This is a genomic window from Enterobacter sp. DC4, assembly GCF_000568095.1.
Lineage (GTDB): Bacteria > Pseudomonadota > Gammaproteobacteria > Enterobacterales > Enterobacteriaceae > Enterobacter > Enterobacter pseudoroggenkampii.
Genome location: NZ_AZUB01000004.1, coordinates 100,848 through 126,674, shown reverse-complemented (window position 1 = coordinate 126,674; position 25,827 = coordinate 100,848). Strand labels below are relative to the sequence as shown.

Below are 25,827 nucleotides of genomic sequence, written 5' to 3'. Positions count from 1 at the left end.
TCCTTTGAAGGATGGTGAATATGATCACCATTCGTGACGTCGCCCGTCAGGCGGGCGTTTCTGTGGCCACCGTCTCGCGCGTGCTGAACAACAGCGCGCTGGTCAGCCCTGAAACCCGTGAAACCGTAATGAAAGCCGTGACCCAGCTCGGGTACCGGCCAAATGCCAATGCGCAGGCGCTTGCGACGCAGGTCAGCGACACCATCGGCGTGGTGGTGATGGATGTATCAGATGCCTTTTTCGGCGCGCTGGTGAAAGCGGTCGACGTGGTCGCCCAGCAGCATCAGAAATACGTCCTGATCGGCAACAGCTATCATGAGGCGGAAAAAGAGCGCCATGCCATCGAAGTACTGATTCGCCAGCGCTGTAACGCCTTGATTGTTCACTCAAAAGCCTTGAGCGATGAAGAGCTAACCGGCTTTATGGATCAGATCCCGGGCATGGTGCTGATTAACCGTATCGTCCCCGGCTATGCCCATCGCTGCGTCGGGCTGGATAACGTCAGCGGCGCCATGATGGCCACGAAAATGCTCATTAACAACGGGCATCAGCGGATTGGTTATCTGGCCTCCAGCCATCAGATTGAAGATGACGACCTGCGGCGCGAGGGGTGGCAAAACGCCCTGAAAGAGCACGGCATGATGCCATCCGAAAGCTGGGTGGGAACCGGTACGCCGGACATGCAGGGCGGTGAAGCGGCGATGGTGGAACTGCTGGGCCGCAACCTGCAGCTGTCTGCGGTGTTTGCCTATAACGACAGCATGGCGGCAGGGGCCCTGACTGCGCTGAAGGATAACGGCATTGCGGTGCCACAGCATTTATCACTCATTGGCTTTGATGATATTCCGATTGCCCGTTACACCGACCCGCAGCTGACAACGGTGCGCTACCCCATTGCCTCTATGGCGAAACTGGCGACTGAGCTGGCGTTACAGGGGGCGGCAGGGCTGCTGGATCCGGGCGCAACGCACTGTTTCATGCCGACTTTAGTGCGTCGCCACTCCGTCGCGGCCAGGCAAACTGTGGTTCCGATCACTAACTGATTACATGAGGTGATGTAACCGTTTTCAATCTGTGAGTAAATTCACAGTATCTTAACAAGGCGCTGACTATGATGTCAGCGTTTTAGGAGCTGAAACGCTATGTAACGGTGATTATTCACTTTCACTATAGCCAACGTGCCGCAAACAACGAATAAAACGCATTTCTGGAGCGTTACCGAACACGGAAGATAGAAATTTTATAAGTGAACTTCGGCTGTCAGTAACGTTTTATTAACACCTGCCCGCCGATCGTTATTCACAAGAACTACCCTGCATAAAAAAACCGGAGATACCATGAATAAGAAGGTGTTGACCCTGTCTGCTGTAATGGCAAGCATGCTTTTTGGTGCAGCAGCGCACGCTGCGGATACCCGTATTGGTGTGACCATCTATAAATACGACGACAACTTCATGTCTGTTGTGCGTAAAGCGATTGAGAAAGATGCGAAAGCAGCGCCAGACGTTCAGCTGCTGATGAACGACTCCCAGAATGACCAGTCCAAACAGAATGACCAGATCGACGTTCTGCTGGCGAAAGGCGTGAAAGCCCTGGCCATCAACCTGGTTGACCCGGCTGCAGCAGGCACGGTTATTGAAAAAGCGCGCGGCCAGAACGTGCCGATCGTCTTCTTCAACAAAGAACCTTCCCGTAAGGCGCTGGATAGCTACGATAAAGCGTATTACGTCGGTACCGACTCCAAAGAGTCCGGTATTATTCAGGGCGATCTGATCGCCAAACACTGGGCGGCGAACCCGAACTGGGACCTGAACAAAGACGGTCAGATTCAGTTCGTGCTGCTGAAAGGCGAACCAGGCCACCCGGATGCTGAAGCCCGTACCACTTACGTTATCAAAGAGCTGAACGACAAGGGTCTGAAAACCCAGCAGCTGGCGTTAGATACCGCGATGTGGGATACCGCTCAGGCGAAAGATAAGATGGACGCGTGGCTGTCCGGCCCTAACGCGAACAAAATCGAAGTGGTTATCGCCAACAACGATGCGATGGCAATGGGTGCGGTAGAAGCACTGAAAGCGCACAACAAATCGTCCATCCCGGTATTCGGTGTGGATGCGCTGCCAGAAGCGCTGGCGCTGGTTAAATCCGGTGCGATGGCCGGTACCGTTCTGAACGATGCCAACAACCAGGCGAAAGCGACCTTCGATCTGGCGAAAAACCTGGCCGATGGCAAAGGCGCGGCAGATGGCACCAACTGGAAAATTGAAAACAAAATCGTTCGCGTACCTTACGTGGGCGTAGACCAGTCCAACCTGGCTGAGTTTATCGGTAAATAAGTTAGCGGTACTGTCTCCACTGGGCGCAATTCGTTGCGCCCTTTTATAACGCGATATGCGAGGCCAACAAGGTATAATTATGGTCAGCACAACTACTCAGTCATCCGGTGAATACCTGTTGGAAATGAGCGGTATCAACAAGTCATTTCCCGGCGTTAAGGCACTCGATAATGTTAATTTAAAAGTTCGTCCTCACTCTATTCACGCCTTAATGGGTGAGAACGGTGCGGGTAAATCAACATTATTAAAATGTCTTTTTGGGATCTATCAAAAAGATTCTGGCAGCATTCTTTTTCAGGGGAAAGAGATCGATTTCCATTCAGCGAAAGAAGCACTGGAAAACGGTATCTCGATGGTTCACCAGGAATTAAACCTGGTGCTGCAGCGTTCAGTCATGGATAACATGTGGTTGGGGCGTTATCCCACCAAAGGTGTCTTTGTCGATCAGGACAAAATGTATCGCGACACCAAAGCGATTTTCGACGAGCTGGATATTGATATCGATCCGCGCGCCCGCGTGGGAACATTATCCGTCTCCCAGATGCAGATGATCGAAATCGCCAAAGCGTTCTCCTATGATGCGAAAATCGTCATCATGGACGAACCGACATCGTCATTAACGGAAAAAGAGGTTAATCACCTTTTTACCATTATTCGCAAGCTGAAAGAGCGCGGCTGCGGCATTGTGTATATCTCCCACAAAATGGAAGAGATCTTCCAGCTGTGCGATGAGATCACCATCCTGCGCGACGGCCAGTGGATTGCCACGCAGCCGCTGGAAGGGCTGGACATGGACAAGATCATCGCCATGATGGTCGGCCGTTCCCTGAACCAGCGCTTCCCGGACAAAGAAAACAAGCCGGGTGAAGTGATTCTGGAAGTGCGCAATCTGACCTCGTTACGTCAGCCGTCTATCCGCGATGTCTCCTTCGACCTGCACAAGGGAGAGATCCTGGGGATTGCCGGGCTGGTGGGGGCAAAGCGTACCGATATCGTGGAAACCCTGTTTGGCATTCGTGAGAAAGCCGAAGGCACCATTACGCTGCACGGTAAGAAAATCAATAACCACAACGCCAACGAAGCCATTAATAATGGTTTTGCGCTGGTGACGGAAGAGCGTCGTTCGACCGGTATTTATGCCTATCTGGATATTAACTTTAACTCGTTAATTTCTAACATTCGCAATTACAAAAACAAAGTCGGGCTGCTGGATAACTCCCGCATGAAGAGCGATACCCAATGGGTGATTGACTCCATGCGCGTGAAAACGCCAGGCCACCGCACCCAGATTGGTTCGCTGTCAGGCGGTAACCAGCAGAAAGTTATTATCGGCCGCTGGTTATTAACCCAGCCAGAAATTCTGATGCTGGATGAACCGACCCGCGGTATTGACGTCGGCGCGAAGTTTGAAATTTATCAGCTGATTGCCGAGCTGGCGAAAAAGAATAAAGGGATCATTATTATTTCTTCCGAAATGCCGGAATTGTTAGGGATCACAGACCGTATTCTGGTTATGAGCAATGGTCTCGTCGCCGGTATTGTTGACACCAAAACGACAACGCAAAACGAAATTTTGCGTCTTGCGTCTTTGCACCTTTAAGATCAGGGGCTCCTCATGAGTGCGTTAAATAAAAAAAGTTTTCTCACTTACCTGAAAGAAGGCGGTATTTACGTTGTTCTTTTAGTACTGCTGGCTATCATTATTTTCCAGGACCCTACGTTCTTAAGCCTGCTGAACCTGAGTAACATTCTGACCCAGTCCTCCGTGCGTATTATCATTGCGCTGGGCGTAGCGGGCCTGATCGTGACCCAGGGGACGGACCTTTCTGCCGGTCGTCAGGTAGGTCTGGCGGCGGTTATCGCGGCAACCCTGCTGCAGTCGATGGAAAACGCCAACAAGGTCTTCCCGGAAATGGCCACCATGCCGATTTTCGTGGTGATCCTGATTGTCTGCGCCATCGGTGCGGTGATTGGTCTGATCAACGGTATTATCATCGCCTACCTGAACGTGACGCCATTTATTACCACCCTGGGTACGATGATCATCGTTTACGGTATCAACTCCCTGTATTACGACTTTGTCGGTGCTTCACCCATCTCGGGCTTTGACAGCGGCTTCTCGACCTTTACGCAAGGGTTTATTGCGCTGGGCAGCTTCCGCCTGTCGTATATCACCTTCTATGCGCTGATTGCGGTCGCCTTCGTCTGGATCCTGTGGAACAAAACGCGCTTTGGCAAAAACATCTTCGCTATCGGCGGTAACCCGGAAGCGGCGAAAGTGTCCGGCGTAAACGTTGCCCTGAACCTGCTCATCATCTATGCCCTGTCCGGCGTGTTCTATGCCTTCGGCGGGATGCTGGAAGCCGGCCGTATCGGCTCTGCAACCAACAACCTTGGCTTCATGTACGAGCTGGATGCGATCGCAGCCTGTGTGGTGGGCGGCGTCTCCTTCAGCGGCGGTGTGGGTACCGTACTCGGCGTGGTGACTGGTGTGATCATCTTCACCGTCATCAACTACGGGTTGACCTATATCGGCGTGAACCCGTACTGGCAGTACATCATCAAAGGCGCCATTATTATCTTCGCGGTTGCGCTGGATTCACTGAAGTACGCGCGTAAGAAGTAACCGTCTCTCGCGATACCCGGCCCGCTCACCGAGCGGGCTTTTTTTATGCCTTATGCCAGCTGTGACTCCTCTCGGGTCACAATGCGTTCAAACCAGTCCAGTTCAGAGAGCTTGCAGGCGATCCACTGTTCGGAAAAGGCGTCGCCCAGGCTGTCGGTGAGGTACTGACAGCGGGCAAAAGTCTCAATCGCCTCCTGCTGAAACAGCGGCAGTTCAGGTTGATCGTGCTGCGGTTCGGGCAACTCCTCCTCGTCGATATTTTCCAGCCCGTACAGCATGCCGGTCAGGATAGTAGCAGCCACCAGATACGGATTGGCGTCAGCCCCGGCCAGCCGGTACTCGATACGACGGTTGTGGTCATCCGAGCAGGGAATACGCAAGGCGGCGGAGCGGGTGTTATAGCCCCAGGAGTTAAATACGGGTTCCGTCAGGTTTTTACGCAGGCGACGAAACGCGTTGACGCCTGGCGCAAGAATGGCGATAGAGGCGGGCATTAGCGCCAGCTGGCCCGCGATGCACAACCGCACCATGCTGTTCAGCGCGTTAACCGGGGAAGCAAAGACGTTTTCGCCGCGGCTGTCGTTGAGGCTGAAATGGAAGTGCAAGCCGCTGCCGGAAAGTTCGCTGAAGGGCTTGGCCATAAAGTTGGCCTGCAGGCCGTGCTTTTCGGCAACGTATCGGGTCAGGCGACGCAGCGCCAGCACGTTATCGCAGACCTCAACGACGCGATGGCTGTGCTTCAGGTTTAATTCGTACTGACCGGACTCGGCTTCCGCTACGACCCCTGACAGCGGGATGCGCTGCAGGTGCGCCAGCTGTTCCAGCTCGTCAAACAGCGCCGCATGCGCCGACGAGGTATCCATATGAAAACAGCCCTGATTTTGCGGATCGCGTTCGCCCTGTCCCGTCAGGTAAAACTCAATTTCCGGGGCAATGACCGGGAAAAGGCCGTGCTGGTGGAAGCGGGCCACGACGTTCTGCAGTATCGCGCGCGGCTCAAGCGGGCAAGGGTTACCGTCGCTGTCTTTCATCGTCAGCAGGATCTGCGCGGTGTGCTCCGGATCCTGCGGACAGGGGCGCAAAGAGCCAGCGACCGGGACGCACAGCCGATCGGGTTCATCATAAAGCGGGGCGGCGATGTTTCCCTTCTGATCCATTGAGTAGACGGAAAGCGGAAAATAACAGCCTTTTTCCAGACTCAGCATGCTCTCCACCGAGAGGCGCTTGCCGCGCATCGTGCCGTTGATATCGTTCAGGTAAACGTCAACATGTTTCGTCTGCGGGTAACGTTCCAGATAATCGGCCACTTCCACGGCAACGTTGTGCTGCAGGGCGTCAATTTTTTCATCCAGCCAGAGACCAGAATTAAGTGCGCCAGGGAGTGATAAGCCGGGAAAGTTAAAGTACGGACGGAGACTTTTGAGGAAAAACGCATTCATTATCGAGTTCATAGTCATTCTTCAATGAAGCCGTAGCGGCAATGAACTCAGCTTAAAAGAGCCGACGTAAAGGGGAGATAAAAAGCGTCAGGCCCGGCGTAAAGAAAGTATAAAGGCGGTCCCGCTATTTCTCTTTTTTCTGCATATCGAGCAGTTGCTCAGGGGTGACGGCGGGGTAACCTTGCGCGTCTTCCGGCACTTCGTGCATCGCCGGAATCGGCACCAGCGGGCCTAAAAAGCGTGGTTCGCGCTTAAAGATATACAGATCGGCCAGGGCACCAAAGCGGGCGCCGAACTCGCGGACGCGCACGCTCAGCATATCTTTTGGCGACGGCACCGCATAGCACTGCGCCTGAATACCCATATGCAGGGCAATAAACAGCGCACGCTCGCAGTGGAAGCGCTGGGTGATGATGATGAAGTCGTTGGTGTCGAAGACTTTACGCGTGCGCACGATGGAGTCCAGGGTGCGGAAGCCGGCGTAGTCGAGCACGATATCGGCAGGATCCACGCCCGCGGCAATCAGGTCCTTACGCATCGTCACCGGTTCATTGTAGCTTTGCAGGGCGTTATCCCCGCTCAGCAGCAGGTAGTTCACCTTGCCGCTGTTGTAGGCGTTCAACGCGCCCTGAATGCGGTAACGGTAATACTGGTTAATGACGCCAGTGCGGTAATACTTGGCGGTGCCGAGCACCACGCCAACCTGGCGATAGGGCAGGTCCTGCAGGTCGTCAAAGATGTAGGGGGCGGTTTTCCAGCTCATCCAGCGGTCGAGACCGAGCACGATCAACAGCAGTATGCCGACCAGGACAGACAGGCTGTAAAAAACGCGCTTTAACATGCAGATGGCTCGTGCGTGGATGAAATTTAACTCAGGCTACTTTACCCGCCTGGTTAGCGCAAGAAACAGCGACTCAACTGAGGGGTTTTTCAGCAAACTGGCGGGCATTTCTGCCCGCCGGAAGGATTACGCCAGCAGTACGCGGTCAATTGTCGTACAGCCTAACGCTTTGAGCGTTGCGGCGGTGGCATCCCACTGGATCAGCGGCGCATCGGCAATCTCGGCCAGAATGGCGCGCTGAATGTCCGGATAATCGTAGCCGTTCAGGCTCAGCAGGTTGAGTGCGCCCTGCAGCGGCGGCAGCGTTGGATTAAATGCGGCGTTTTCCGCATAGCTGCCGGTAAAGATTCGGCCATCGCGGCACTTCAGCGCCACACCGCTCGGGGACTTGCTGTACGGCGTGTGGCTCTTGTTGGCGGCGGCAATCGCCGCCTGGCTCAGGTCATCGCCGGACAGGGCGAAACCGTGGTTCTGCTCGTCCATCAGCAGGGTTTTGATCTCCAGATCTTTCGGGCCAAACGCGTCAGGCAGATAATCCCCCAGCGTGTGCGGCGCGCGGCCTGGCAGGTTGATGCGCAGCTGCAGCCCGCTGTTCAGCTCGTTCATAAACTGACGGCAGTGACCGCAGGGGGTGTAGTTAACGGTAATGGCGCTCAGGGCTTTTTCACCGCGCAGCCAGGCGTGGCTGATGGCGCTCTGCTCGGCGTGAACGGTCTGCTGCATGGTTGCGCCCAGGAACTCCATGTTGCCGCCGAAGTACCAGGTGCCGCTGACGCCGCGCGCAATGGCCCCGACGTTGAAGTGGGAGAGATCGGCCCGCGCGCAGGCAGCAGCCAGAGGAAGCAGTGCGAAAGCCAGCGCGTCTTCGTCCAGTCCCGTTGCCTGTTTCAGCATCGTGACCTGCTCCGCGGTCAGCAGGGCGGGGAAGTGTGCATCTGCCAGAACCGGAGCAAGGGCTGACTGCAAATTCTCTGCAAGCTGGGCGAAAGCAGCTTGAAAACGTGGGTGCATGGCGTTTGCCTCATAAAGGTTAATGGATCGGTAGTTTACGGAGCCGTTAGGGCTTTATATGTGATCCACTTCTCATTATGTGTGCAACTCATGAAATCAAAATGAAATTTGCGCGACGCATCGCAAATTTTAGCCCATCACCGCCAGAATAAGCGGGAAAATGAACGGGGCCAGCAGGGAGGTGATAATCCCGCAGATCACCAGCGCCAGGGAGCTAAACGCCCCTTCCTGATAATCCAGCTCCGCGCAGCGGGCCGTGCCCAGGGCGTGGGAGGCGGTGCCCATCGAGAGCCCCCGTGCCGCTTTAGTATGAATACGCATCGCGTTCAGCAGGGTGTGACCAAACACCGCGCCGAGAATACCGACGAAAATGACGCACATCGCGCTGATGGCCGGAATACCGCCGAGGCTGCCCCCAACCGCCATCGCGATAGGCGTGGTCACCGATTTAGGCAGAATAGAGGCGGCAATTTGCGGCGAGGCCCCCATCAACAGCGCCACCGACGTACCGGTGATCATCGCCACCAGGCTGCCGACAAAACAGATGGTAATAATGGATTTCCAGCGGGCGCGGATCTGGTGCAGCTGCTCGTATAAAGGAAAGGCGAGCGCAACGACAGCGGGCTGCAGCAGGTCGTTTAAAATTTTGCTGCCGGCAAAGTAGCGTTCGTAAGGAATACCGGTGAGCAGCAGGAACGGGATAATCACCACCATTGCCACCAGCAGCGGGTTCAGCAACGGCATTTTGAAACGTGCGGCAAGCTTGCGCGCGGCGAAGAACACTGCCAGGGTGAGCGGCAGGGACCACCAGATATTGGCCATCATTTTTTTGTTTTCTCCCCAATCACGTTACGTTCGCCATGCACCAGATGTGAACTCCAGCTCACCACCAGGAAAACCACCAGCGTACTGACCGCGCAGGAGACCACGATCGGGCCGAACTGGGCCTTGAGCAAATCAAAATACTGCATGACCCCGACGCCGATAGGTACGAAAAGCAGCGCCATATAGCGAATGAGGACGAAGCAGCCGGGGTTGACCCATTTTGCGGGCAGGATTTGCAGCGCCAGCAAAACGAAGAGGATCAGCATGCCGATAATGCTGCCGGGGATGGTGATGGGCAGCAGCGACGCGATGAAAATCCCGGCATACAGACAGGCGTAAATCAGGACGAATGCGCGCAGATATTGCCAGATAATGTTCAATGATTTGCTCATGGTGATAGTCCTTGCTGAAACGCATTCATCATACAATTAAACCTAAAAATGTGCCATGTATCACATCATGAATTTTGAGCATACCAGACATTCCGGAATGGAACGTCCGGTATCACCTTACCGGTGCAGGCTACAGTTTAGAGGAAAGGGATTGCGCTGGCGAAACGGCGTGCCAGAGAAGGCATCAGCGTCAGGCGGTCAGTTTATCGAGAAAAGAAAACAGCACCTGGTTCATTTCGCAATAATCATGCGAGCGGAGTTTTTCTGCCGTTTCGACAAAACGGAATTCTTCCGCGCGGCGGAGGTCACTCTGCGAATGCTCAATCAGCAACTCTACCAGCTCCGGCGTTAGCTCCATATGGCACTGGAAACCGTAAACCCGTTCGCTGTATTGCACGATCTGGCGGGGACAGCCCTCGCTGTAAGCCAGAACCTTAGCCTGCGACGTCAACCCAGGCATATCGTTATGCCAGTGACCGACGTTCAGCACGCTGCCAAAGTCCTCAAACAGCGGGTTCGCCTTGCCTGCATCTGTGAGCCTGACGGGAAATTTGCCGATCTCTTTTTCCGGGCTATGACAAAACGCTGCGCCCAGCGCTTCACCGATAAGCTGCGAGCCCAGACAAACGCCTATCACCGTTTTACCTGCCTCTATCGCGCGGCTGATGAGTGCCTTTTCCGCCTGCGCATCAAACCAGGGGCATTCCTCACGCGTGGTGGCGGGCAACTGCGGGCCTCCCATGATGATAAGCAGGTCTATGTTCTCCAGTTCCTCAGGTAACGAATCGCCCTGATACACTCTGGTGTAGCTCAGACTGCAGCCGCGACTTTTCCCCCAGATTTCATAGGCGCCAGGTGCCTCGAAATGTTCATGAATAATAAAATGGATGTGCATTGCGTCTCTCTCTGGTTACGTGTACAAGCAGCATCATAAGAGGAAGGGGGAAATGTGAAATGCCAACCGTTATCGATAAAACGCCAATTCACGACGATGCTATCGGATGGTCAAGAGGGGCAATTCGCTATACGCGCGGCGAAGTCGATCCGCCTCACCACCATTCGCAGGGACAACTTTTGTTTGCCATCAAAGGGGTCATGCTGGTCGAAACCGGCAGCAAACGCTGGGTCATACCGCCACAGCGCGCGCTGTGGATCCCTCCCTTTCAGGAGCATACCTACAGCGTGTTATCCACAACGGAGTTGCGCGCGGTCTGGTTTAGCCCGGCGCTGATAGCGCAATGCGAGCCTTTTAAACGGAAAGACGAGGTTCATGTGATTATGGCCACAGCGTTGTTCAAAGAGCTGATTGCCGGGCTGTTCAGCGCGGAATACCGGCCAGCCAGTCAGCGCAGCATGGCCGTTTTGCTGCTCGATATCCTCAGTGAAGCTCAGCAAATCTCGGCCGAATTACCGATGCCCGTTGATGAGCGCTTACATCGCGTTGCCTGTGACATCATTGCCAACAATCTCTGGGATCTTTCTCTGGAAAGGCTGGCGGAACGGGCCGCGATGTCTGAACGCACGTTTTCACGCGCGTTTATCAACGATACCGGCTTTAGCTTCCGGGCCTGGCGACAGCGTGCCAGGATTTGTGCCTCGCTGGACCTGCTCGCCAACGGATACCCGGTTAAGCAGGTGGCCTGGATGCTGGGCTTTTCCGGCCCGGCGGCATTTGCGGCGGCGTTTCGCGCCATTGTTGGGGCAACGCCGGGTGACTTTCTGCCTGAACAGAAGCGCTTCCCAGCGATATAGAGAGCGGCTACTATAGCGCGTCTTTTTTCACAGGTACTGCTATGCGTGTTTTACTGGCCCCAATGGAAGGCGTGCTCGACTCCCTCGTGCGCGAGCTTCTGACCGAGGTGAACGATTACGATCTCTGCGTGACGGAGTTTCTGCGCGTGGTCGATATGCTGTTGCCGGTAAAATCCTTCTTCCGACTGTGTCCCGAGCTGCACAACCACAGCCGGACCTCTTCCGGCACGCTGGTGCGTATTCAGCTGCTCGGCCAGTATCCGGAATGGCTGGCGGAAAACGCCGCCCGCGCGGTTGAGCTGGGCTCTTACGGGGTGGATCTCAACTGCGGCTGCCCGTCGAAGCTGGTCAACGGCAGCGGCGGCGGGGCGACCTTGCTGAAAGATCCTGAGCTGATTTACCGCGGCGCGAAAGCCATGCGCGAGGCCGTGCCTTCGCATTTGCCGGTGACGGTTAAGGTGCGCCTTGGGTGGGACAGCGACGCGCGGCAGTTTGAAATCGCCGATGCGGTGCAGCAGGCCGGGGCCACTGAGCTGGTGGTGCATGGCCGTACCAAAGAAGATGGCTACAAAGCCGATCGCATTAACTGGCAGGCGATCGGTGAGATCCGCAAACGCCTCACCATTCCGGTGATCGCCAACGGCGAAATCTGGGACTACGAGAGCGCGCAGGCCTGTCTGCAGGCCACCGGCTGCGATGCGGTCATGATTGGCCGCGGCGCACTGAATGTGCCGAACCTCAGCCGGGTGGTGAAATATAACGAACCGCGTATGCCGTGGGCAGACGTCGTCACGCTGCTGCAAAAATACAGCCGTCTGGAAAAGCAGGGCGACACCGGTTTGTATCACGTCGCGCGAATTAAGCAGTGGCTGAGTTATTTACGCAAAGAGTATGATGAAGCGCTGGGGTTATTTCAGGAGATTCGTACTTTACAGACGTCGGCTGATATTGCGCGGGTGATTCAGTCCAAATAATAAGCGTTAAATTGCTCACACTTTTTTAAAACAGAAAACAGTTCCGGTTTTCAACGTGGCGCGACGGTGTTAAGGTGTCACTGTTTTCAACGCAGGATTGTTACTGGTTAACAGGCAAAACCTAAGCGTTTCACAGCATTTTCGCTGTGGAGCGCTTAGGTTTTTTTTTGCCTGTCGTTTACGCAGGAGAGACATTTGGCTTAGCGCTTTTTAATGATTTTAAAAAATGAATTATCGACAGGAAATAGAAAAATTTCCTGCGGCCGGTTACGCACTCAATACTCAATCACAGGTTGTTATTATGGCATATAAAAATAAACTCTATGCGCTCGCCTTATTGGCGATATCCCCGCTGTCGATGGCGCAAGACTGGAATGGTACGGTATTAGGGTTTGAAGCTCCGCCGGAGCCTGTTCTCGGCGAAATGCTCGGCATACGTAAAATCCTTAACAATAACGGTTTTACCTATAATCTCGGATATCTGAATGAAATTGGCTGGAACGGCGGCGGTGGATATAACCACGACTCCCACGTGGCCTATATTGACCAGTTCGCGCTGACCTTCAACCAGGATCTGGAGCGCTGGACCGGTATCCCGGACGCGCGTATTGAGGGGAACATCGTCAACCGCAACCACAATGACGATCTCACCACCAAACGCGTGCAGGACCCGCGCGTCAACTTCAACGATCTGACCCAGGAGAGCTGGGGCGGGCAGTCGATTACCCGTCTGGGCTGGCTGACCTTTGCCCGCAGCTTTGACGACCGGCGGCTGACCTGGCGCATCGGGATGATGAACAAGGTACAAACCTTCGATCAAATTATCCCCTGTGATTTCCAGCTGCTGTCCCAGTGCGGCGGGAAGTCAGCCAACTCGCTGACCTGGAACAACTGGAACGTGCACACCTGGGGCACCACGCTTGCGTATAAACTCACGCCGACGCTAACCCTGAAGGGCGGCGTGATGGAGCAGAATCCGCAGGCCGCCAGCCGCAACCATGCGTGGAGCTGGTCGACGAAGGGCAGCAAAGGGATCTTACTGCCGGTTGAAATCGAAGCGCGTCCGCTGATTAACGGCCTGCCGGGCGCATACAACCTGGGCGTGGTGTTTACCAACGCGCCGCAAACCGATCTCTATCGCGGCAAATCCGGTGGGGCGGGGGCGACGGACCCGGACGGATTCGATACGCACAGCCGGACCTGGTTTATGTACGCCGGACTGAACCAGCAGCTAACGCAGCATCAGGATGATCCGAATCGCGGGTTGAGTACCTCGTTCAGCATGAGCCTTGCGGATCAGAGCAGTAACTACATGCACCAGGTATACGCCGCCTCGCTGCGCTACCGCGGGCTGTTTGATGCGCGACCGGAAGACTGGATTGGCTTTGGCTTAACCTGGATTGATATGAGCAGCCAGTACGCCCGCAACCAGCGTTACCTGAACAGCCTGAGCGGCGTAAGCGATTATGACAATCCGGCATATCACCCGGTGCCGGGCCATTCCCTGAACGGCGAGTTTTACTACCGTTTTCGTCCGGTGTCATGGCTTGAACTGCAGCCAGGCATTCAGTACTGGCACCATCCCGGCGGGGTCAGTCGCACCCAGGATGCCTGGGTCACCGAGCTGAAAACGGTGGTGACCTTCTGATATCACCGTAGCAAGTTCGATCCGCGTCACGTTTCTGACGCGTGACGCATTGAGGCTACGAATGAAACTGATAGAGTGCCAGAACTGGATTGTTACTGCTTATGCAGGCAAAACCTGATTTTCTGGCATCTGCCGGAGGTCAGGTTTTTTTGTTTCTGGGGTTCAGATGAAAATCGCCAAGATACTCAATAATAACGTGGTGGTTGTTCAGGATGAGCGCGGGCGCGAACAGGTGGTGATGGGCCGTGGGCTGGCCTTTCAGAAGCGCGTCGGTGAAGCGCTGGATACCGCGTTGGTTGAAAAGGTGTTTGCGTTACAAAGCGATGAACTGGTGCGTCGGCTCGGAGAGCTGCTGAGTCAAATTCCGCTGGAGGTGATGACCACCTGCGACCGCATCATCGAGCTGGCGGCGCAGCGGCTGGGCAAGCTGCAGGAGAGCTTGTATATCACTCTCACCGATCACTGCTACTTTGCGATTGAGCGGCAGAAGAACGGGCTGGCCATCAAAAACGTGCTGCTTTGGGATATTAAACGGCTGTATCCGAAGGAGTTCGAATTAGGGCAGGAGGCGCGGGCCATTATTGCCAGACGCCTGAACGTCGAACTGGAGGAGGATGAGGCCGGTTTTATCGCGCTGCATCTGGTCACCGCGCAGCTGAACAGCGAAATGCCGGAAGTGATGCACGTGACGCGGGTGATGCAGGAGATCCTGCAGCTGGTGAAGTATCAGCTGCAGCTTGAGTACGATGAAGACTCGCTCAGCTATCAGCGTTTTGTCACCCACCTGAAGTTTTTTGCCCAGCGGATGCTCACCCGCACGGTGGTGGAAGATGACGATGTCTCGCTGCATACGGCAGTAAAAGACAACTACGCGAAGGCGTGGAAATGCGCCGAGAAAATCGCGCAGCACCTGAACAAAAGCTATCAGCGCGAGCTGACAACCGAAGAAATTATGTTCCTCGCCATTCATATCGAGCGGGTGAGAAAAGAGGGGCGTTAAGCCTCAAAACAGGATTGTTACTGCGTCACGCAGGCAAAACCTGAGCGCGGCCTTCGTAAGAAGGTCGTTCTCGGGTTTTTTTATTTTTTGTACTCAGTCAACAGGTGCCTGCAGGCATCGGATGTAAGGAAATCGAGATGGAATACCAGGCTTTAGCGAAGGATATTCTCGGCCACGTTGGCGGAAAAGAGAACATCGTCAGTCTTGTACACTGCGCCACCCGGCTTCGCTTCAAACTAAAAGAGAATCAACGGGCGGATGCGGAAGGGCTGAAGAAAAACCCGGGCGTGATCATGGTGGTCGAAAGCGGCGGCCAGTTTCAGGTGGTGATTGGCAACCACGTTCACGACGTGTGGCAGGCGGTGCGCAATGAAGCAGGCCTTACCGATGACGCGCCAGCCGTGGAAGAGAAGGGCGACAAGGGCAACCTGCTGGGTCGCCTGATCGACATCGTCTCCGGGATCTTCACCCCGTTTATCGGCATTCTGGCCGCGTCCGGTATTCTGAAAGGGCTGCTGGCCCTGGCCGTGGTGTGCGGCTGGCTCAGCACCGAGAGCGGCACCTACAAAATCTGGTTTGCTGCCAGCGACGCGCTGTTCTTCTTCTTCCCGCTGGTGCTGGGCTATACCGCCGGGAAAAAGTTCGGCGGCAACCCGTTTATTACCATGGTGATCGGCGGGGCGCTCACCCATCCGGTAATGATTGCGGCGTTCAACGCCAGTCAGCAGCCGGGCGCGGTGTCGGAAGCCTTTTTGGGCATTCCCGTCACCTGGTTCAACTACAGCTCGTCGGTGATCCCGATTATTCTCGCCTCGTGGGTAAGCTGCTGGCTGGAAAAGCAGAGCACCAGGCTGCTGCCTTCCTCAATGAAAAACTTCTTCGCGCCGCTGATCTGTCTTGCCGTGACCGTGCCGCTGACTTTCCTCGTTATCGGGCCGCTGGCGACCTGGCTGAGCCAGATGCTGGCGAACGGTTATCAGAGTATTTACGTTCTGGCACCGTGGCTGGCGGGCGCGGCGATGGGCGCGCTGTGGCAGGTCTGCGTCATTTTTGGCCTGCACTGGGGACTGGTGCCGCTGATGATCAACAACCTGGCGGTGCTGGGGCATGACTCCATGCTGCCGATGCTCTTGCCTGCGGTGTTCGGCCAGGTGGGGGCGGCACTGGGCATTTTCCTGCGTACCCGCAATGCGCGTCAGAAAATGCTGGCCGGTTCATCCGTGACGGCAGGAGTTTTCGGTATCACCGAACCCGCAGTGTATGGCGTAAACCTGCCGCTGCGCCGTCCGTTTATTTTTGGCTGCGTGGCAGGCGCTATCGGCGGAGCGATTGTCGGCTTTAGTGACACCCACGTTTACTCTTTCGGCTTCGCCAATATCTTTACTGTCGCCCAGATGATCCCGCCGGGCGGCGTGGACGCCACGCTGTGGGGCGGCATTATCGGTACGGTGGTGGCGCTGGTGCTGAGCTGCGGCCTGACGCTGGTCGCCGGTATGCCAGGAAACACCGCGCCAGAAGGGGTGGTCACCGCGAGCGAAAACGATGTGCTATCACCGATGACCGGTACCGTTCTTGCGCTCGACCAGGTGCTGGATACCACCTTTGCCAGCGGCCTGCTGGGTAGCGGCGCCGCGATTATTCCCTCCGATAACAAAGTGGTTGCCCCGTTTGCTGGCGTGGTGGCCTCGCTGTTCCAGACCAAACACGCCATTGGCCTGCTCAGTAACAGCGGAATCGAAGTGTTGATCCATGTGGGTATCGACACCGTGAAGCTCGACGGCAAGCCGTTTACTGCCCATGTGAAGGTCGGTGACACGGTGCAGCCCGGCGATCTGCTGCTGGAGTTTGACCGACAGGCGATTATCGATGCCGGATACGATCTGGCGACCCCGATTATTATCAGTAACAGCGATGAGTATCGCGACGTGGTGACCGTGGCGGCAACGTCCGTCAATGCTGGTGCGCCGTTACTCAGCGTAAGCCATCAATAACAGGAGAACGTGATGAAAACTTTCCCGGACGATTTTTTATGGGGCGGCGCGGTTGCCGCGAATCAGGTAGAGGGCGCGTATCTGGAGGAGGGGAAAGGGCTGTCCACCTCTGACGTTCAGCCGCAGGGGGTCTTCGGCCCGGTGGTTGAGCGCGTGGCGGGCGACAGCGGCATCAAGGATGTTGCCATCGACTTCTATCATCGCTATCCGGAAGACATCAAACTGTTCGCGGAGATGGGCTTTAGCTGCCTGCGCGTCTCCATTGCCTGGACCCGCATTTTTCCGAACGGCGACGAGCAGCAGCCGAACGAGGCGGGGCTGGCGTTTTACGACCGGCTGTTTGACGAGCTGGCCGCGCACAACATTACCCCGCTGGTGACGCTTTCGCATTACGAAATGCCGTGGGGGCTGGTGAAGCAGTACGGCGGATGGGGCAGCCGCCAGACTATTGGGTTCTTCGAGCGCTACGCCCGTACCGTGTTTGCGCGCTACAAAGAAAAGGTCAAGCTCTGGCTGACCTTCAACGAGATCAATATGTCTCTGCACGCGCCGATGACCGGCGTGGGCCTGCCGGAAACCAGCAGCAAAGGCGAAGTGTATCAGGCGATCCACCATCAGCTGGTGGCCAGCGCGCTGGCGGTGAAGGCCTGCCATGAGATCGTTCCTGATGGCAGAATTGGCAATATGCTGCTGGGCGGTCTGATGTATCCGCTGACCTGCAAGCCGGAAGATGTTCTGGAAACACTGCAGGAAAACCGCGCCTGGCAATTCTTTGGTGACGTACAGTGTCGCGGTGCCTACCCGGGGTATATGCAGCGCTTCTTCCGCGACAACGGTATTCAGCTTGAGGTCACGGACGCCGACCGCGAGGCGCTGAAATCGACCGTCGATTTTATCTCCTTCAGCTACTACATGACGGGTTGCGTCACCGCGGACGACGCCCTCAACCAGCAGGCGCGCGGCAACATCCTGAACATGGTGCCAAACCCGCATCTGGCCAGTTCCGAATGGGGCTGGCAGATTGACCCCATCGGCCTGCGTACCCTGCTAAACGTGCTCTGGGATCGCTATCAGAAGCCGCTGTTTATCGTGGAAAATGGTCTGGGAGCAAAGGATAAACCGGACGCGGACGGCACGGTGCAGGATGACTACCGCATCAGCTACCTTAACGACCATCTGGTGCAGGTGCGTGAAGCGATCGAAGACGGCGTTGAGGTGATGGGCTATACCAGCTGGGGGCCAATCGACCTGGTGAGCGCATCAAAAGCTGAACTCTCTAAGCGCTACGGCTTTATTTACGTCGATCGCGATGACAGTGGAAAAGGTACGCTGGCGCGCAGCCGGAAGAAAAGCTTCTACTGGTATAAAGAGGTTATTGCGACGAAAGGCGCGTCGCTGAAAGTTTAATAACGCGATCAACCTGACAGGGGACGTTCACGCTGTCGGGTTGATTATTTTTTATTTACATAATTAAATTTAAATAATAATTCCGGTGAATACTTTTCCGTATATTTAAATCTATGACAATTTACGCTTTGCCACGCATTACTAAAAAAACAAACAGAATCAAGCGTAATTTGCGCCTTTATTTTTTGAGTATATGGCGTAATGAAACGTTCTTTTATTTTATCTCTGAGTGTTCCCTTTGCATTTATTCTGGCTGCCTGCGCGCCTGAACATGCCACGGTATCTCCCATTAAAACGCAAACCACGGCGGCGTCGGTAAATACGGTTCTGGCTCATCAGGACTGGCCGAAAAATGAGTGGTGGAAAGCATATAACGATCCTGAACTTAATTCGCTGATTGCAAAAGCATTAAGCGATGCGCCGGATATGCAGATTGCCCGTCAGCGGATTACGCTTGCCGAAGCCCAGGCAAAAGCCACTATGGCTGCCGACGGTCCGCAAATTGATTTTTCCGCCGATGCTGAACGCCAGAAAATGTCCGCCGAAGGGCTGATGGGGCCCTTTGCCATTACCGACCCGGCGGCAGGGACCACCGGGCCGTGGTACACCAACGGCACCTTTGGCCTGACCGCAGGCTGGGATCTCGATCTGTGGGGTAAAAATCGCGCGCAGGTCGAAGCCCGGATTGGCAAAGTGAATGCGCAAAAAGCGGAGCTGGAGCAGACCCGTCAGCTGCTGGCCAGCAGCGTGGCGCGGCTCTACTGGGAGTGGCAAACTCAGGCCGCCGCGGGGGAGGTTCTCGCGCAGATCAAACATGAGCAGGACAATATTATCGGTGCCGACCGCGAACTGTATCAGCACGGCATCACCTCCTCCGTGGAGGGTGTCGAAACGGATATCAACGCCAGCAAAACCGAAGAGAAGCTGGCCGAGGTCAACGGAAAGATGAAAGCCATAGAGGCGCGTCTGGTCGCGCTGACGAACTCCTCCTCCGTGAAGCTAACGCGGCACGCCTTGCCGACGGTGGAAGCCTCGTTACCGTCGACGCTCGGATATGAACTGCTGGCACGCCGTCCAGATCTTCAGGAGGCGCACTGGTATATCGAAGCCTCCATGAGCGAAGTGGAGGCCGCCAGAGCGGCGTTCTATCCTGACGTGAACCTGATGGCGTTCTTACAGCAGGATGCCCTCCACCTGAGCGATCTGTTCCGTTCATCCGCGCAGCAGATGGGCGTCACCGCCGGGCTGACGCTGCCGATTTTTGACAGCGGCAGGCTGAACGCCAGCCTGGATATCGCCCAGGCGCAGAACAACCTCTCGGTAGCCAACTACAACAAAGCGGTGGTGGAGGCCGTCAATCAGGTGGCACGCACCGCCAGCGAAGTCGAAACGCTGATGGCGAAGAACAGCCAACAGCAGCAGGTTGAAAAAGATGCGGCACGGGTTGTGGCGCTGGCACAGGCGCGTTTCAGCGCGGGGATTATTGCGGGCTCCCGTGTCAGTGAAGCCAGAATACCGGCCCTCAAAGAGCACCTCGAAGGAGTGCTGCTGAAGGGGCAATATGTCGACGCTACCCTGCAGCTGACCTCGGCGCTGGGCGGTGGCTATCATCATGGCTAAAAAAGGCCATTATCTATACTTACCTCTTTGCAGTTTTTCAGGAGGTGAGTATGACCAGAGTAGCGATTGTTACCGCATCGGATTCCGGGATTGGGAAAACCACGGCCCTGATGCTGGCTGAGCGCGGGTTTGATATTGGCGTCACCTGGCACTCGGATGAGAAAGGGGCGCTGGAAACCTGCCGCGAAGTCGAAGCGCAGGGGCAGCGCGCGGAGGCTATCCATCTTGATTTAAGCACGCTGCCGGAAGGCGCTGAGGCTATTGAAATGCTGATTGCGCGTTTTGGTCGGCTGGACGTGCTGGTCAATAATGCCGGGGCGATGACCAAAGCGCCGTTCCTCGAGATGCCGTTTGACGACTGGCGGAACATTTTCACCGTCGACGTGGACGGCGCGTTTCTCTGTTCACAAATTGCCGCAAGGCAGATGGTGAAGCAGGGGAAAGGGGGGCGGATTGTAAACATCACTTCGGTGCATGAGCACACGCCGCTTCCTGAGGCCAGCGCCTATACGGCGGCGAAACACGCGCTCGGCGGGTTAACCAAATCCATGGCGATGGAGCTGGTTAAGCACAATATTCTGGTCAACGCCGTCGCGCCGGGTGCCATTGCCACGCCGATGAATGACATGGACGACAGCGAAGTGAAGGACGGTTCAATGCCGGAAATCCCGCTGGCAAGGCCGGGCCATACCAAAGAGATTGCCAGCCTGGTCGCGTGGCTGTGCGACAGCGACGCCAGCTACACGACGGGGCAATCGTTTATCGTCGACGGGGGCTTTATGCTGGCGAACCCGCAGTTTAAGCCGGAGGGGTAGGTTCCCCTCTCCCTGTGAGAGAGGGTGTTTTTAGTTCCCTCTCCCTGTGGGAGAGGGTTAGGGTGAGGGCATCAGGCCGCACTCACTCCTCATCCCGCCTCTTTTCCCGTTGCTTCAGCCACAGTCGAACCCCAATCACCGCCACGACCACCAGAATCAGCCACGCCCAGTGCTTGAGATGCTGGTCGAGATTATGCAGCCAGGGCGCAATCACTTCGCCCCCCACATAACCGAGCGTCGTAAAGATCAGCGCCCAGGCAATCGCACCCACAATATTGAGCGGCAGGAAAATTTTTGGCGGCAGATGGCTGGCGCCAATGAGTATCGGCCCGATAATGCGAAAGCCATACATAAAGCGCGTGCCAATGACGAACAGATAGGGGTGGCGTTGAATGAGTCGCTGAGCGCGGCGAATTTTCTTCTGATGCTTTGTGAAACGCTTAAGCAGCGTTGGCCCGAAGCGCAACCCGAGAAAGTAGAGCAGTTGATCGCCAATCATCCCGCCCAGCGCGACCGCGGCGACGACCAGCGGGAATTTGAGCAATCCCTGATGCGCGGCGACGCCGCCTAACAGGGTGATGGTTTCGCCTTCTGCCACGCTACCGATGACCAGCGCGGCATAGCCATATTGTTCAATGAGTGCGTTAATATCCATTACGTAACTGTTATCTCCCTCTGCGTACCTCGTTTAATCATATACCCCATGAATCAACAGCGGGGAAATCAACGGAAATTTCCCACTGTACATAAAATAATCTAAAGCCTGCATTATACTTAAGGTATCGCTGACGGGCCGACAACAAGGGGGCGCTATGAACCATGTCTGGGGACTTTTCTCCCATCCCGATCGTGAAATGCATGTCATTAAAAGTGAGAACGAAACGGTCTCGCATCATTACACGCACCATGTGCTGCTGATGGCTGCGGTGCCGGTAATATGCGCTTTTATCGGAACGACACAAATCGGCTGGAACTTCGGTGATGGCACCGTGGTTCAGCTTTCCTGGTTTACCGGACTCTATCTGGCCATCGTCTTTTATGGTCTGATGCTGGCGGGTGTGGCGGTCATGGGGCGAGTCATTCACTGGATGGCGCGTAACTACCCGCAACGTCCATCGCTGGCGCACTGTATGGTCTTTGCCGGATATGTCGCGACCCCGCTGTTCTTAAGCGGTATTGTTGCGCTCTATCCACTGGTCTGGCTGTGCGCGCTGATCGGTACCATTGCCCTCTTTTACACCGGGTATCTGCTGTATCTGGGGGTTCCAACCTTCCTGAATATCAATAAAGAAGAAGGCCTGAGTTTTTCCAGTTCAACACTCGCTATCGGGGTGCTGGTGCTGGAGGCGCTACTGGCGCTGACGGTGATCCTTTGGGGTTATGGATACCGTCTCTTCTGAGTTCACTGCATTGCTGGCGTAAATGCCAGCAATGCAGCATCTGTTCACGATTATCCTCTGGCGACAACGCCCGCTGACGGCTATGATGCCGAAGCCAGCCTGTGTTTATCCGTTGATACAGGCGGTGTACGTCATGACGTGCGTGAATAATTATCAGAAGTCTCACCATGCTGAAATTCCGAGTCTCTTTACTTAGCCTGGCGCTGTTGCTGGGTGCGTCCGCTGCCGTGCCGGCCGTCGCCAAAACGCCCGCGGTGACCGCTGCCGCTGCCCAACCGCAAATTGCTTCAGGCAGCGCGATGATTGTCGATCTCAACACCAATAAGGTGATCTACGCCAGCCATCCGGACCTGGTGCGCCCGATCGCCTCGATTACCAAATTAATGACCGCGATGGTGGTGCTTGATGCCCATCTGCCGCTGGACGAAAAGCTGAAAGTGGACATCAGCCATACGCCGGAGATGAAAGGAATCTACTCCCGCGTGCGGCTGAACAGTGAAATCAGCCGTAAAAATATGCTGCTGCTGGCGCTGATGTCGTCTGAAAACCGCGCGGCGGCGAGCCTGGCGCACCATTATCCGGGCGGCTACGACGCGTTTATCCGCGCAATGAACGCCAAAGCCAAATCGCTGGGGATGAACAATACGCATTATGTTGAACCGACGGGTCTGTCGATCAGCAACGTCTCCACCGCCCGCGATCTGACGAAACTGCTGATTGCCAGCAAACAGTACCCGCTGATTGGTCAGCTCAGTACCACCCGTGAAGAGATGGCGACCTTTGCGAACCCGGCCTATACGCTGCCGTTCCGCAACACTAACCATCTGGTTTACCGTGATAACTGGAATATTCAGTTAACGAAAACCGGTTTTACCAATGCGGCAGGGCACTGTCTGGTGATGCGCACGGTGTTTAACGGTAAGCCGGTGGCGCTGGTGGTGATGGATGCCTTCGGCAAATACACGCACTTTGCGGATGCGAGCCGCCTGCGTACCTGGATTGAAACAGGAAAAGTGCAGCCCGTTCCGGCCGCCGCATTGACGTATAAAAAGCAGAAAGCGGAGCAGATGGCGACGGCGCAGAACGACTGAGCCGTCTGTCAGCGCCGGGTGGCGGCTTCGCCTTACCCGGCCTACAAAGCCTGCGCGCGCTGATGCCCTCACCCCGACCCTCTCCCACAGGGAGAGGGAGAAAACACTAAAAACGGTAACCCAGGTTACCGTTTTGCTTTTATTCCGGCAGCGTCCAGTCACCATCGTTGAGCGGGCGCTGCATAATCACCGTATCCCGCCAGTCGCCTTTCTTATAGCCCACGCTGCGCAGCTGACCGACAATCACGAAGCCATGTTTTTTATGCAGGCGTAACGAACCGGCGTTGTTATTGCCATCTCCCACTACGGCAATCATCTGTCGCCACGGCCCTTGCTCGCAGCGTTCAATCAGCGCATCCATCAGTGCCGAACCAAAACCGCGCCCGGTGATGCTGGCATCCACGTAAATCGACTCTTCCAGGGTATAGCGGTAGGCGTGTCGCGGACGGTAAGGCGTGGCGTAGCAGTAGCCCACCACGATGCCGCGATACAGCGCGATAAGCCACGGTAAACCGTTCTCAGCCACGCTTTTCATTCGATGACGCATTTCGTCGATAGTGGGGGGGACTTCTTCAAATGACGCGCGCCCGTGAAGGACATGCCAGGCATAGATCGCGGCGATGGCATGCACATCATCGGGAAGGGCATCGCGCACTTCCAGTTCGGTCTCGGATAAAACATCAATAGCCGACATGATGAGCCTGCTCCTCGTTATAGAAAGCCGGAGAAACGTTTCTCCGGCGTCAGACAGTTACTCTATTACGATTAAGGAGCGCTTAACAATCTCTCAAATTTGGCTGTAGGAATTAATCAGACGCTTGCGTTATGCGCTGCTCCGCGTCCGTGCTTTCTTTCCAGTATTTCTTCCGCGTTGTTTTACCGATGCCGGGATTCATGCTGTTTGTAGGGTCATTCTCGCGATAAAACTGCTTAAGTGCGTCGGGAGCTTTATAAAGATGTCCGACGTTATGTTCCGCAGGATATTGTGCGCCACGTTCACGCAGAAGGGCGAGCATCTGCTCCTTCAGTTCGTGTGCATCGACCCCTTTTTTGACGATGTAATCCTGATGGAAGACATAACACATAAAGTGGCCGTAATAGAGCTTGTGCACCAGCTTGCTGTCGATTTCCGGCGGCAGGTGTTCAAACCACTCGGTATCGTTACGCCGCAGAGCGATATCCAGCGCCAGAATATCTTCCACCTCTTCGGAATGCACCGCCTGGTAACGGATGGCGGCACCCGCAGCAGCGAAGCGGTGCAGGAAGGCTTTGCTGCCCTCTTCAGGCGTACAGGCAAAGAAATCCCCTTCGGCGGTTTTGAAGAACTCGGTCAGCCAGGCCTGCGCTTCGGCGATCCCGTCTCCGGCCATTTTCAGCAGCAGGTGATGTTCGTACTTATCGCGCCAGGTTTTCATCCTCTCCGGTAAATGCGCCGGGAAAACGTTGCCCAGCTTCTGCATAAAGCGGTCGGTGAAGTGGGGTTTGAACAGCGACACTTTCTCCAGCATCGCGTCGGTGCGGCCCTTCATGGTGAAGAAGAACGGCATTTTGTCGGTGCCCAGCTTGTCGATCATCAGGAACGTGTCTTTGCCGTAACGCTCGGCGATGTCGTAAATGTCCCGGTGCATGTACTCGCCCGCCACCGGCAGGTGGGTGAATTCACCCAGAATATGACGGCGGATCTCGGTCAGAACCTCAGGCTGATTGGTACCAATGTAAAATACCTGCTGCTTTTTCTCTGCCGGGAAGGTATCCAGGCGCACGGCAAAAACGGCAAGCTTCCCGGCGCAGCCGGAGGATTCAAACAGGCGGTCCGGGTCGGCGTTGTAGCGCGCTGGCGTATCGGCGTCGATATCCCGCACGCGGGTCACGTAGTCGTGATCGTGCGCGTGGCGGCCGTCGTGCTGCACGTCTTCGTCCTTCACGCGATCGTCGTCGAGCTTGCTGAGGATCTGTTCCGGCGTCACGCCGAGATCGATCCCCAGATGGTTGACCAGCGTCAGCTTGCCGTTTTCGTCAATACGGGCAAACAGCGACATCTCGGTATAGGCCGGGCCGCGTTGCACCAGCGAGCCGCCGGAGTTGTTGCAGATCCCACCGACCACCGAGGCGCCAATACAGGAGGAGCCAATCACCGAGTGCGGCTCACGACCCAGCGGCTTAAGCGCTTTTTCGAGGGAATAGAGCGTGGTGCCGGGAAACGCGAGCACCTGCTCGCCTTTGTCCAGCAGGTGCAGCTTGTCGAGGCGCAGGGTGCTGATAATCACGATGTCGCGATCGTAATCGTTGCCGTTCGGCGTGGAGCCTTCGGTCAGGCCGGTATTGGCGGCCTGCATTAAAATAATCTTGTCGGCGGCGACGCAGGCGCTCAGCACGCGCCACAGCTCCAGCAGCGTGCCGGGGAAGACCACCGCCAGCGCCTCGCCCTGGCCGGAGCGGAAACCCTTACGGTAGCGGGCGGTTTTGGCCGGGTCGGTAAGCAGGTGAGAGGAGCCAACCAGGCGCGACAGTTCGTTAATAAAAGCCGTGTTATCGTTTGTTCGAACAGAAGACATCTTCCACTCCTTGTGGTGGGGCAAATTTCTCGCTGTAAAGCATAGCGCGATTAACTGTTAAGCGGTCGAGTATTCACGAGAAAAATCAGAGAATAACCCTGCAA

Annotated in this window: 22 protein-coding genes and 1 pseudogene; 14 read left to right on the top strand and 9 right to left on the bottom strand. The window is 55.7% G+C overall.

The features are described from left to right. Positions 1 to 20: 20 nt before the first annotated feature. The 4 genes from galS to mglC all read left to right on the top strand — a co-directional run bounded on the left by galS (position 21) and on the right by mglC (position 4,962). Positions 21 to 1,043 carry an HTH-type transcriptional regulator GalS gene (galS, locus tag P349_RS11445; RefSeq protein ID WP_032646558.1) on the top strand — a complete coding sequence of 341 codons (1,023 nt, stop codon included), beginning with the start codon at positions 21 to 23 and terminating at the stop codon, positions 1,041 to 1,043. Between the two features lie 294 nt (positions 1,044 to 1,337). Next, positions 1,338 to 2,336, top strand: coding sequence for a galactose/glucose ABC transporter substrate-binding protein MglB (gene mglB, locus P349_RS11450; RefSeq protein ID WP_024908164.1), 999 nt, complete (start codon positions 1,338 to 1,340; stop codon positions 2,334 to 2,336). A gap of 79 nt (positions 2,337 to 2,415) precedes the next feature. Then, a complete protein-coding gene (mglA, locus tag P349_RS11455; protein WP_032646557.1) occupies positions 2,416 to 3,936 on the top strand; it encodes a galactose/methyl galactoside ABC transporter ATP-binding protein MglA in 1,521 nt (506 codons plus the stop codon). 15 nt (positions 3,937 to 3,951) lie between these two features. Continuing rightward, positions 3,952 to 4,962 (top strand): galactose/methyl galactoside ABC transporter permease MglC, encoded by a 1,011-nt coding sequence (mglC, locus tag P349_RS11460; protein WP_008500921.1) that lies wholly within the window; start codon positions 3,952 to 3,954, stop codon positions 4,960 to 4,962. Between the two features lie 50 nt (positions 4,963 to 5,012). On the opposite strand, the gene P349_RS11465 is transcribed toward mglC, so the two are convergent. From P349_RS11465 to P349_RS11490, 6 genes are all read right to left on the bottom strand, one after another. Then, positions 5,013 to 6,401: a glutamine synthetase family protein gene (locus P349_RS11465; RefSeq protein ID WP_032646851.1), complete on the bottom strand. Its 1,389-nt coding sequence runs from the start codon at positions 6,399 to 6,401 to the stop codon at positions 5,013 to 5,015. Between the two features lie 124 nt (positions 6,402 to 6,525). Next, positions 6,526 to 7,242 (bottom strand): outer membrane permeability protein SanA, encoded by a 717-nt coding sequence (gene sanA, locus P349_RS11470; protein WP_008500918.1) that lies wholly within the window; start codon positions 7,240 to 7,242, stop codon positions 6,526 to 6,528. Positions 7,243 to 7,368: 126 nt separating this feature from the next. After that, on the bottom strand, positions 7,369 to 8,253 hold the full coding sequence (gene cdd / locus P349_RS11475) for a cytidine deaminase (RefSeq protein ID WP_032646556.1): 885 nt from the start codon (positions 8,251 to 8,253) through the stop codon (positions 7,369 to 7,371). A gap of 129 nt (positions 8,254 to 8,382) precedes the next feature. After that, positions 8,383 to 9,078 (bottom strand): CidB/LrgB family autolysis modulator, encoded by a 696-nt coding sequence (locus tag P349_RS11480; RefSeq protein ID WP_024908161.1) that lies wholly within the window; start codon positions 9,076 to 9,078, stop codon positions 8,383 to 8,385. After that, on the bottom strand, positions 9,075 to 9,470 hold the full coding sequence (locus P349_RS11485; protein ID WP_014884558.1) for a CidA/LrgA family protein: 396 nt from the start codon (positions 9,468 to 9,470) through the stop codon (positions 9,075 to 9,077). The genes P349_RS11480 and P349_RS11485 overlap by 4 nt, the downstream gene beginning before the upstream one ends. A gap of 190 nt (positions 9,471 to 9,660) precedes the next feature. Then, complete coding sequence (locus tag P349_RS11490; RefSeq protein WP_032646555.1) at positions 9,661 to 10,365, bottom strand: type 1 glutamine amidotransferase; 705 nt, start codon at positions 10,363 to 10,365, stop codon at positions 9,661 to 9,663. Positions 10,366 to 10,424: 59 nt separating this feature from the next. Here P349_RS11490 and P349_RS11495 point away from each other — a divergent pair, with 59 nt between their 5' ends. The 8 genes and pseudogenes from P349_RS11495 to P349_RS11530 all read left to right on the top strand — a co-directional run bounded on the left by P349_RS11495 (position 10,425) and on the right by P349_RS11530 (position 20,677). Next, positions 10,425 to 11,222, top strand: a complete 798-nt coding sequence (locus P349_RS11495; RefSeq protein WP_032646554.1) for an AraC family transcriptional regulator — start codon at positions 10,425 to 10,427, stop codon at positions 11,220 to 11,222. Positions 11,223 to 11,263: 41 nt separating this feature from the next. Further along, positions 11,264 to 12,196: a tRNA dihydrouridine(16) synthase DusC gene (gene dusC, locus P349_RS11500; RefSeq protein WP_032646552.1), complete on the top strand. Its 933-nt coding sequence runs from the start codon at positions 11,264 to 11,266 to the stop codon at positions 12,194 to 12,196. Positions 12,197 to 12,554: 358 nt separating this feature from the next. Continuing rightward, the gene (locus P349_RS11505; RefSeq protein WP_238550721.1) at positions 12,555 to 13,844 is read left to right on the top strand and encodes a carbohydrate porin; all 1,290 of its coding nucleotides are present in this window, start codon (positions 12,555 to 12,557) and stop codon (positions 13,842 to 13,844) included. Positions 13,845 to 14,010: 166 nt separating this feature from the next. Then, positions 14,011 to 14,844, top strand: a complete 834-nt coding sequence (gene licT, locus P349_RS11510) for a BglG family transcription antiterminator LicT (protein ID WP_032646550.1) — start codon at positions 14,011 to 14,013, stop codon at positions 14,842 to 14,844. Between the two features lie 30 nt (positions 14,845 to 14,874). Continuing rightward, positions 14,875 to 16,835, top strand: a pseudogene (gene bglF / locus P349_RS11515) (PTS beta-glucoside transporter subunit IIABC); the annotation flags it as partial. Between the two features lie 12 nt (positions 16,836 to 16,847). Beyond that, positions 16,848 to 18,242 (top strand): glycoside hydrolase family 1 protein, encoded by a 1,395-nt coding sequence (locus P349_RS11520; RefSeq protein ID WP_032646547.1) that lies wholly within the window; start codon positions 16,848 to 16,850, stop codon positions 18,240 to 18,242. Between the two features lie 201 nt (positions 18,243 to 18,443). After that, positions 18,444 to 19,862, top strand: coding sequence for a multidrug resistance outer membrane protein MdtQ (gene mdtQ, locus P349_RS11525; protein WP_032646546.1), 1,419 nt, complete (start codon positions 18,444 to 18,446; stop codon positions 19,860 to 19,862). 50 nt (positions 19,863 to 19,912) lie between these two features. Next, on the top strand, positions 19,913 to 20,677 hold the full coding sequence (locus P349_RS11530; RefSeq protein ID WP_081758208.1) for an SDR family oxidoreductase: 765 nt from the start codon (positions 19,913 to 19,915) through the stop codon (positions 20,675 to 20,677). Between the two features lie 82 nt (positions 20,678 to 20,759). Here the strand turns inward: P349_RS11530 and P349_RS11535 are convergent, their stop codons facing one another. Next, a complete protein-coding gene (locus P349_RS11535; protein WP_032646544.1) occupies positions 20,760 to 21,332 on the bottom strand; it encodes a DedA family protein in 573 nt (190 codons plus the stop codon). 157 nt (positions 21,333 to 21,489) lie between these two features. Between P349_RS11535 and P349_RS11540 the strand changes: the two genes are divergently transcribed. Continuing rightward, on the top strand, positions 21,490 to 22,077 hold the full coding sequence (locus P349_RS11540) for a Yip1 family protein (protein ID WP_023312454.1): 588 nt from the start codon (positions 21,490 to 21,492) through the stop codon (positions 22,075 to 22,077). 167 nt (positions 22,078 to 22,244) lie between these two features. Then, entirely contained in the window at positions 22,245 to 23,168 is a 924-nt protein-coding gene (gene pbpG / locus P349_RS11545; protein WP_024908154.1) for a D-alanyl-D-alanine endopeptidase, read from the top strand. Between the two features lie 139 nt (positions 23,169 to 23,307). Here the strand turns inward: pbpG and P349_RS11550 are convergent, their stop codons facing one another. Together P349_RS11550 and dld are read right to left on the bottom strand one after the other, a co-directional pair. After that, entirely contained in the window at positions 23,308 to 23,862 is a 555-nt protein-coding gene (locus tag P349_RS11550) for a GNAT family N-acetyltransferase (protein WP_032646543.1), read from the bottom strand. Positions 23,863 to 23,974: 112 nt separating this feature from the next. Continuing rightward, positions 23,975 to 25,723 carry a D-lactate dehydrogenase gene (gene dld, locus P349_RS11555; RefSeq protein WP_032646542.1) on the bottom strand — a complete coding sequence of 583 codons (1,749 nt, stop codon included), beginning with the start codon at positions 25,721 to 25,723 and terminating at the stop codon, positions 23,975 to 23,977. Between the last annotated feature and the right edge of the window lie 104 nt (positions 25,724 to 25,827).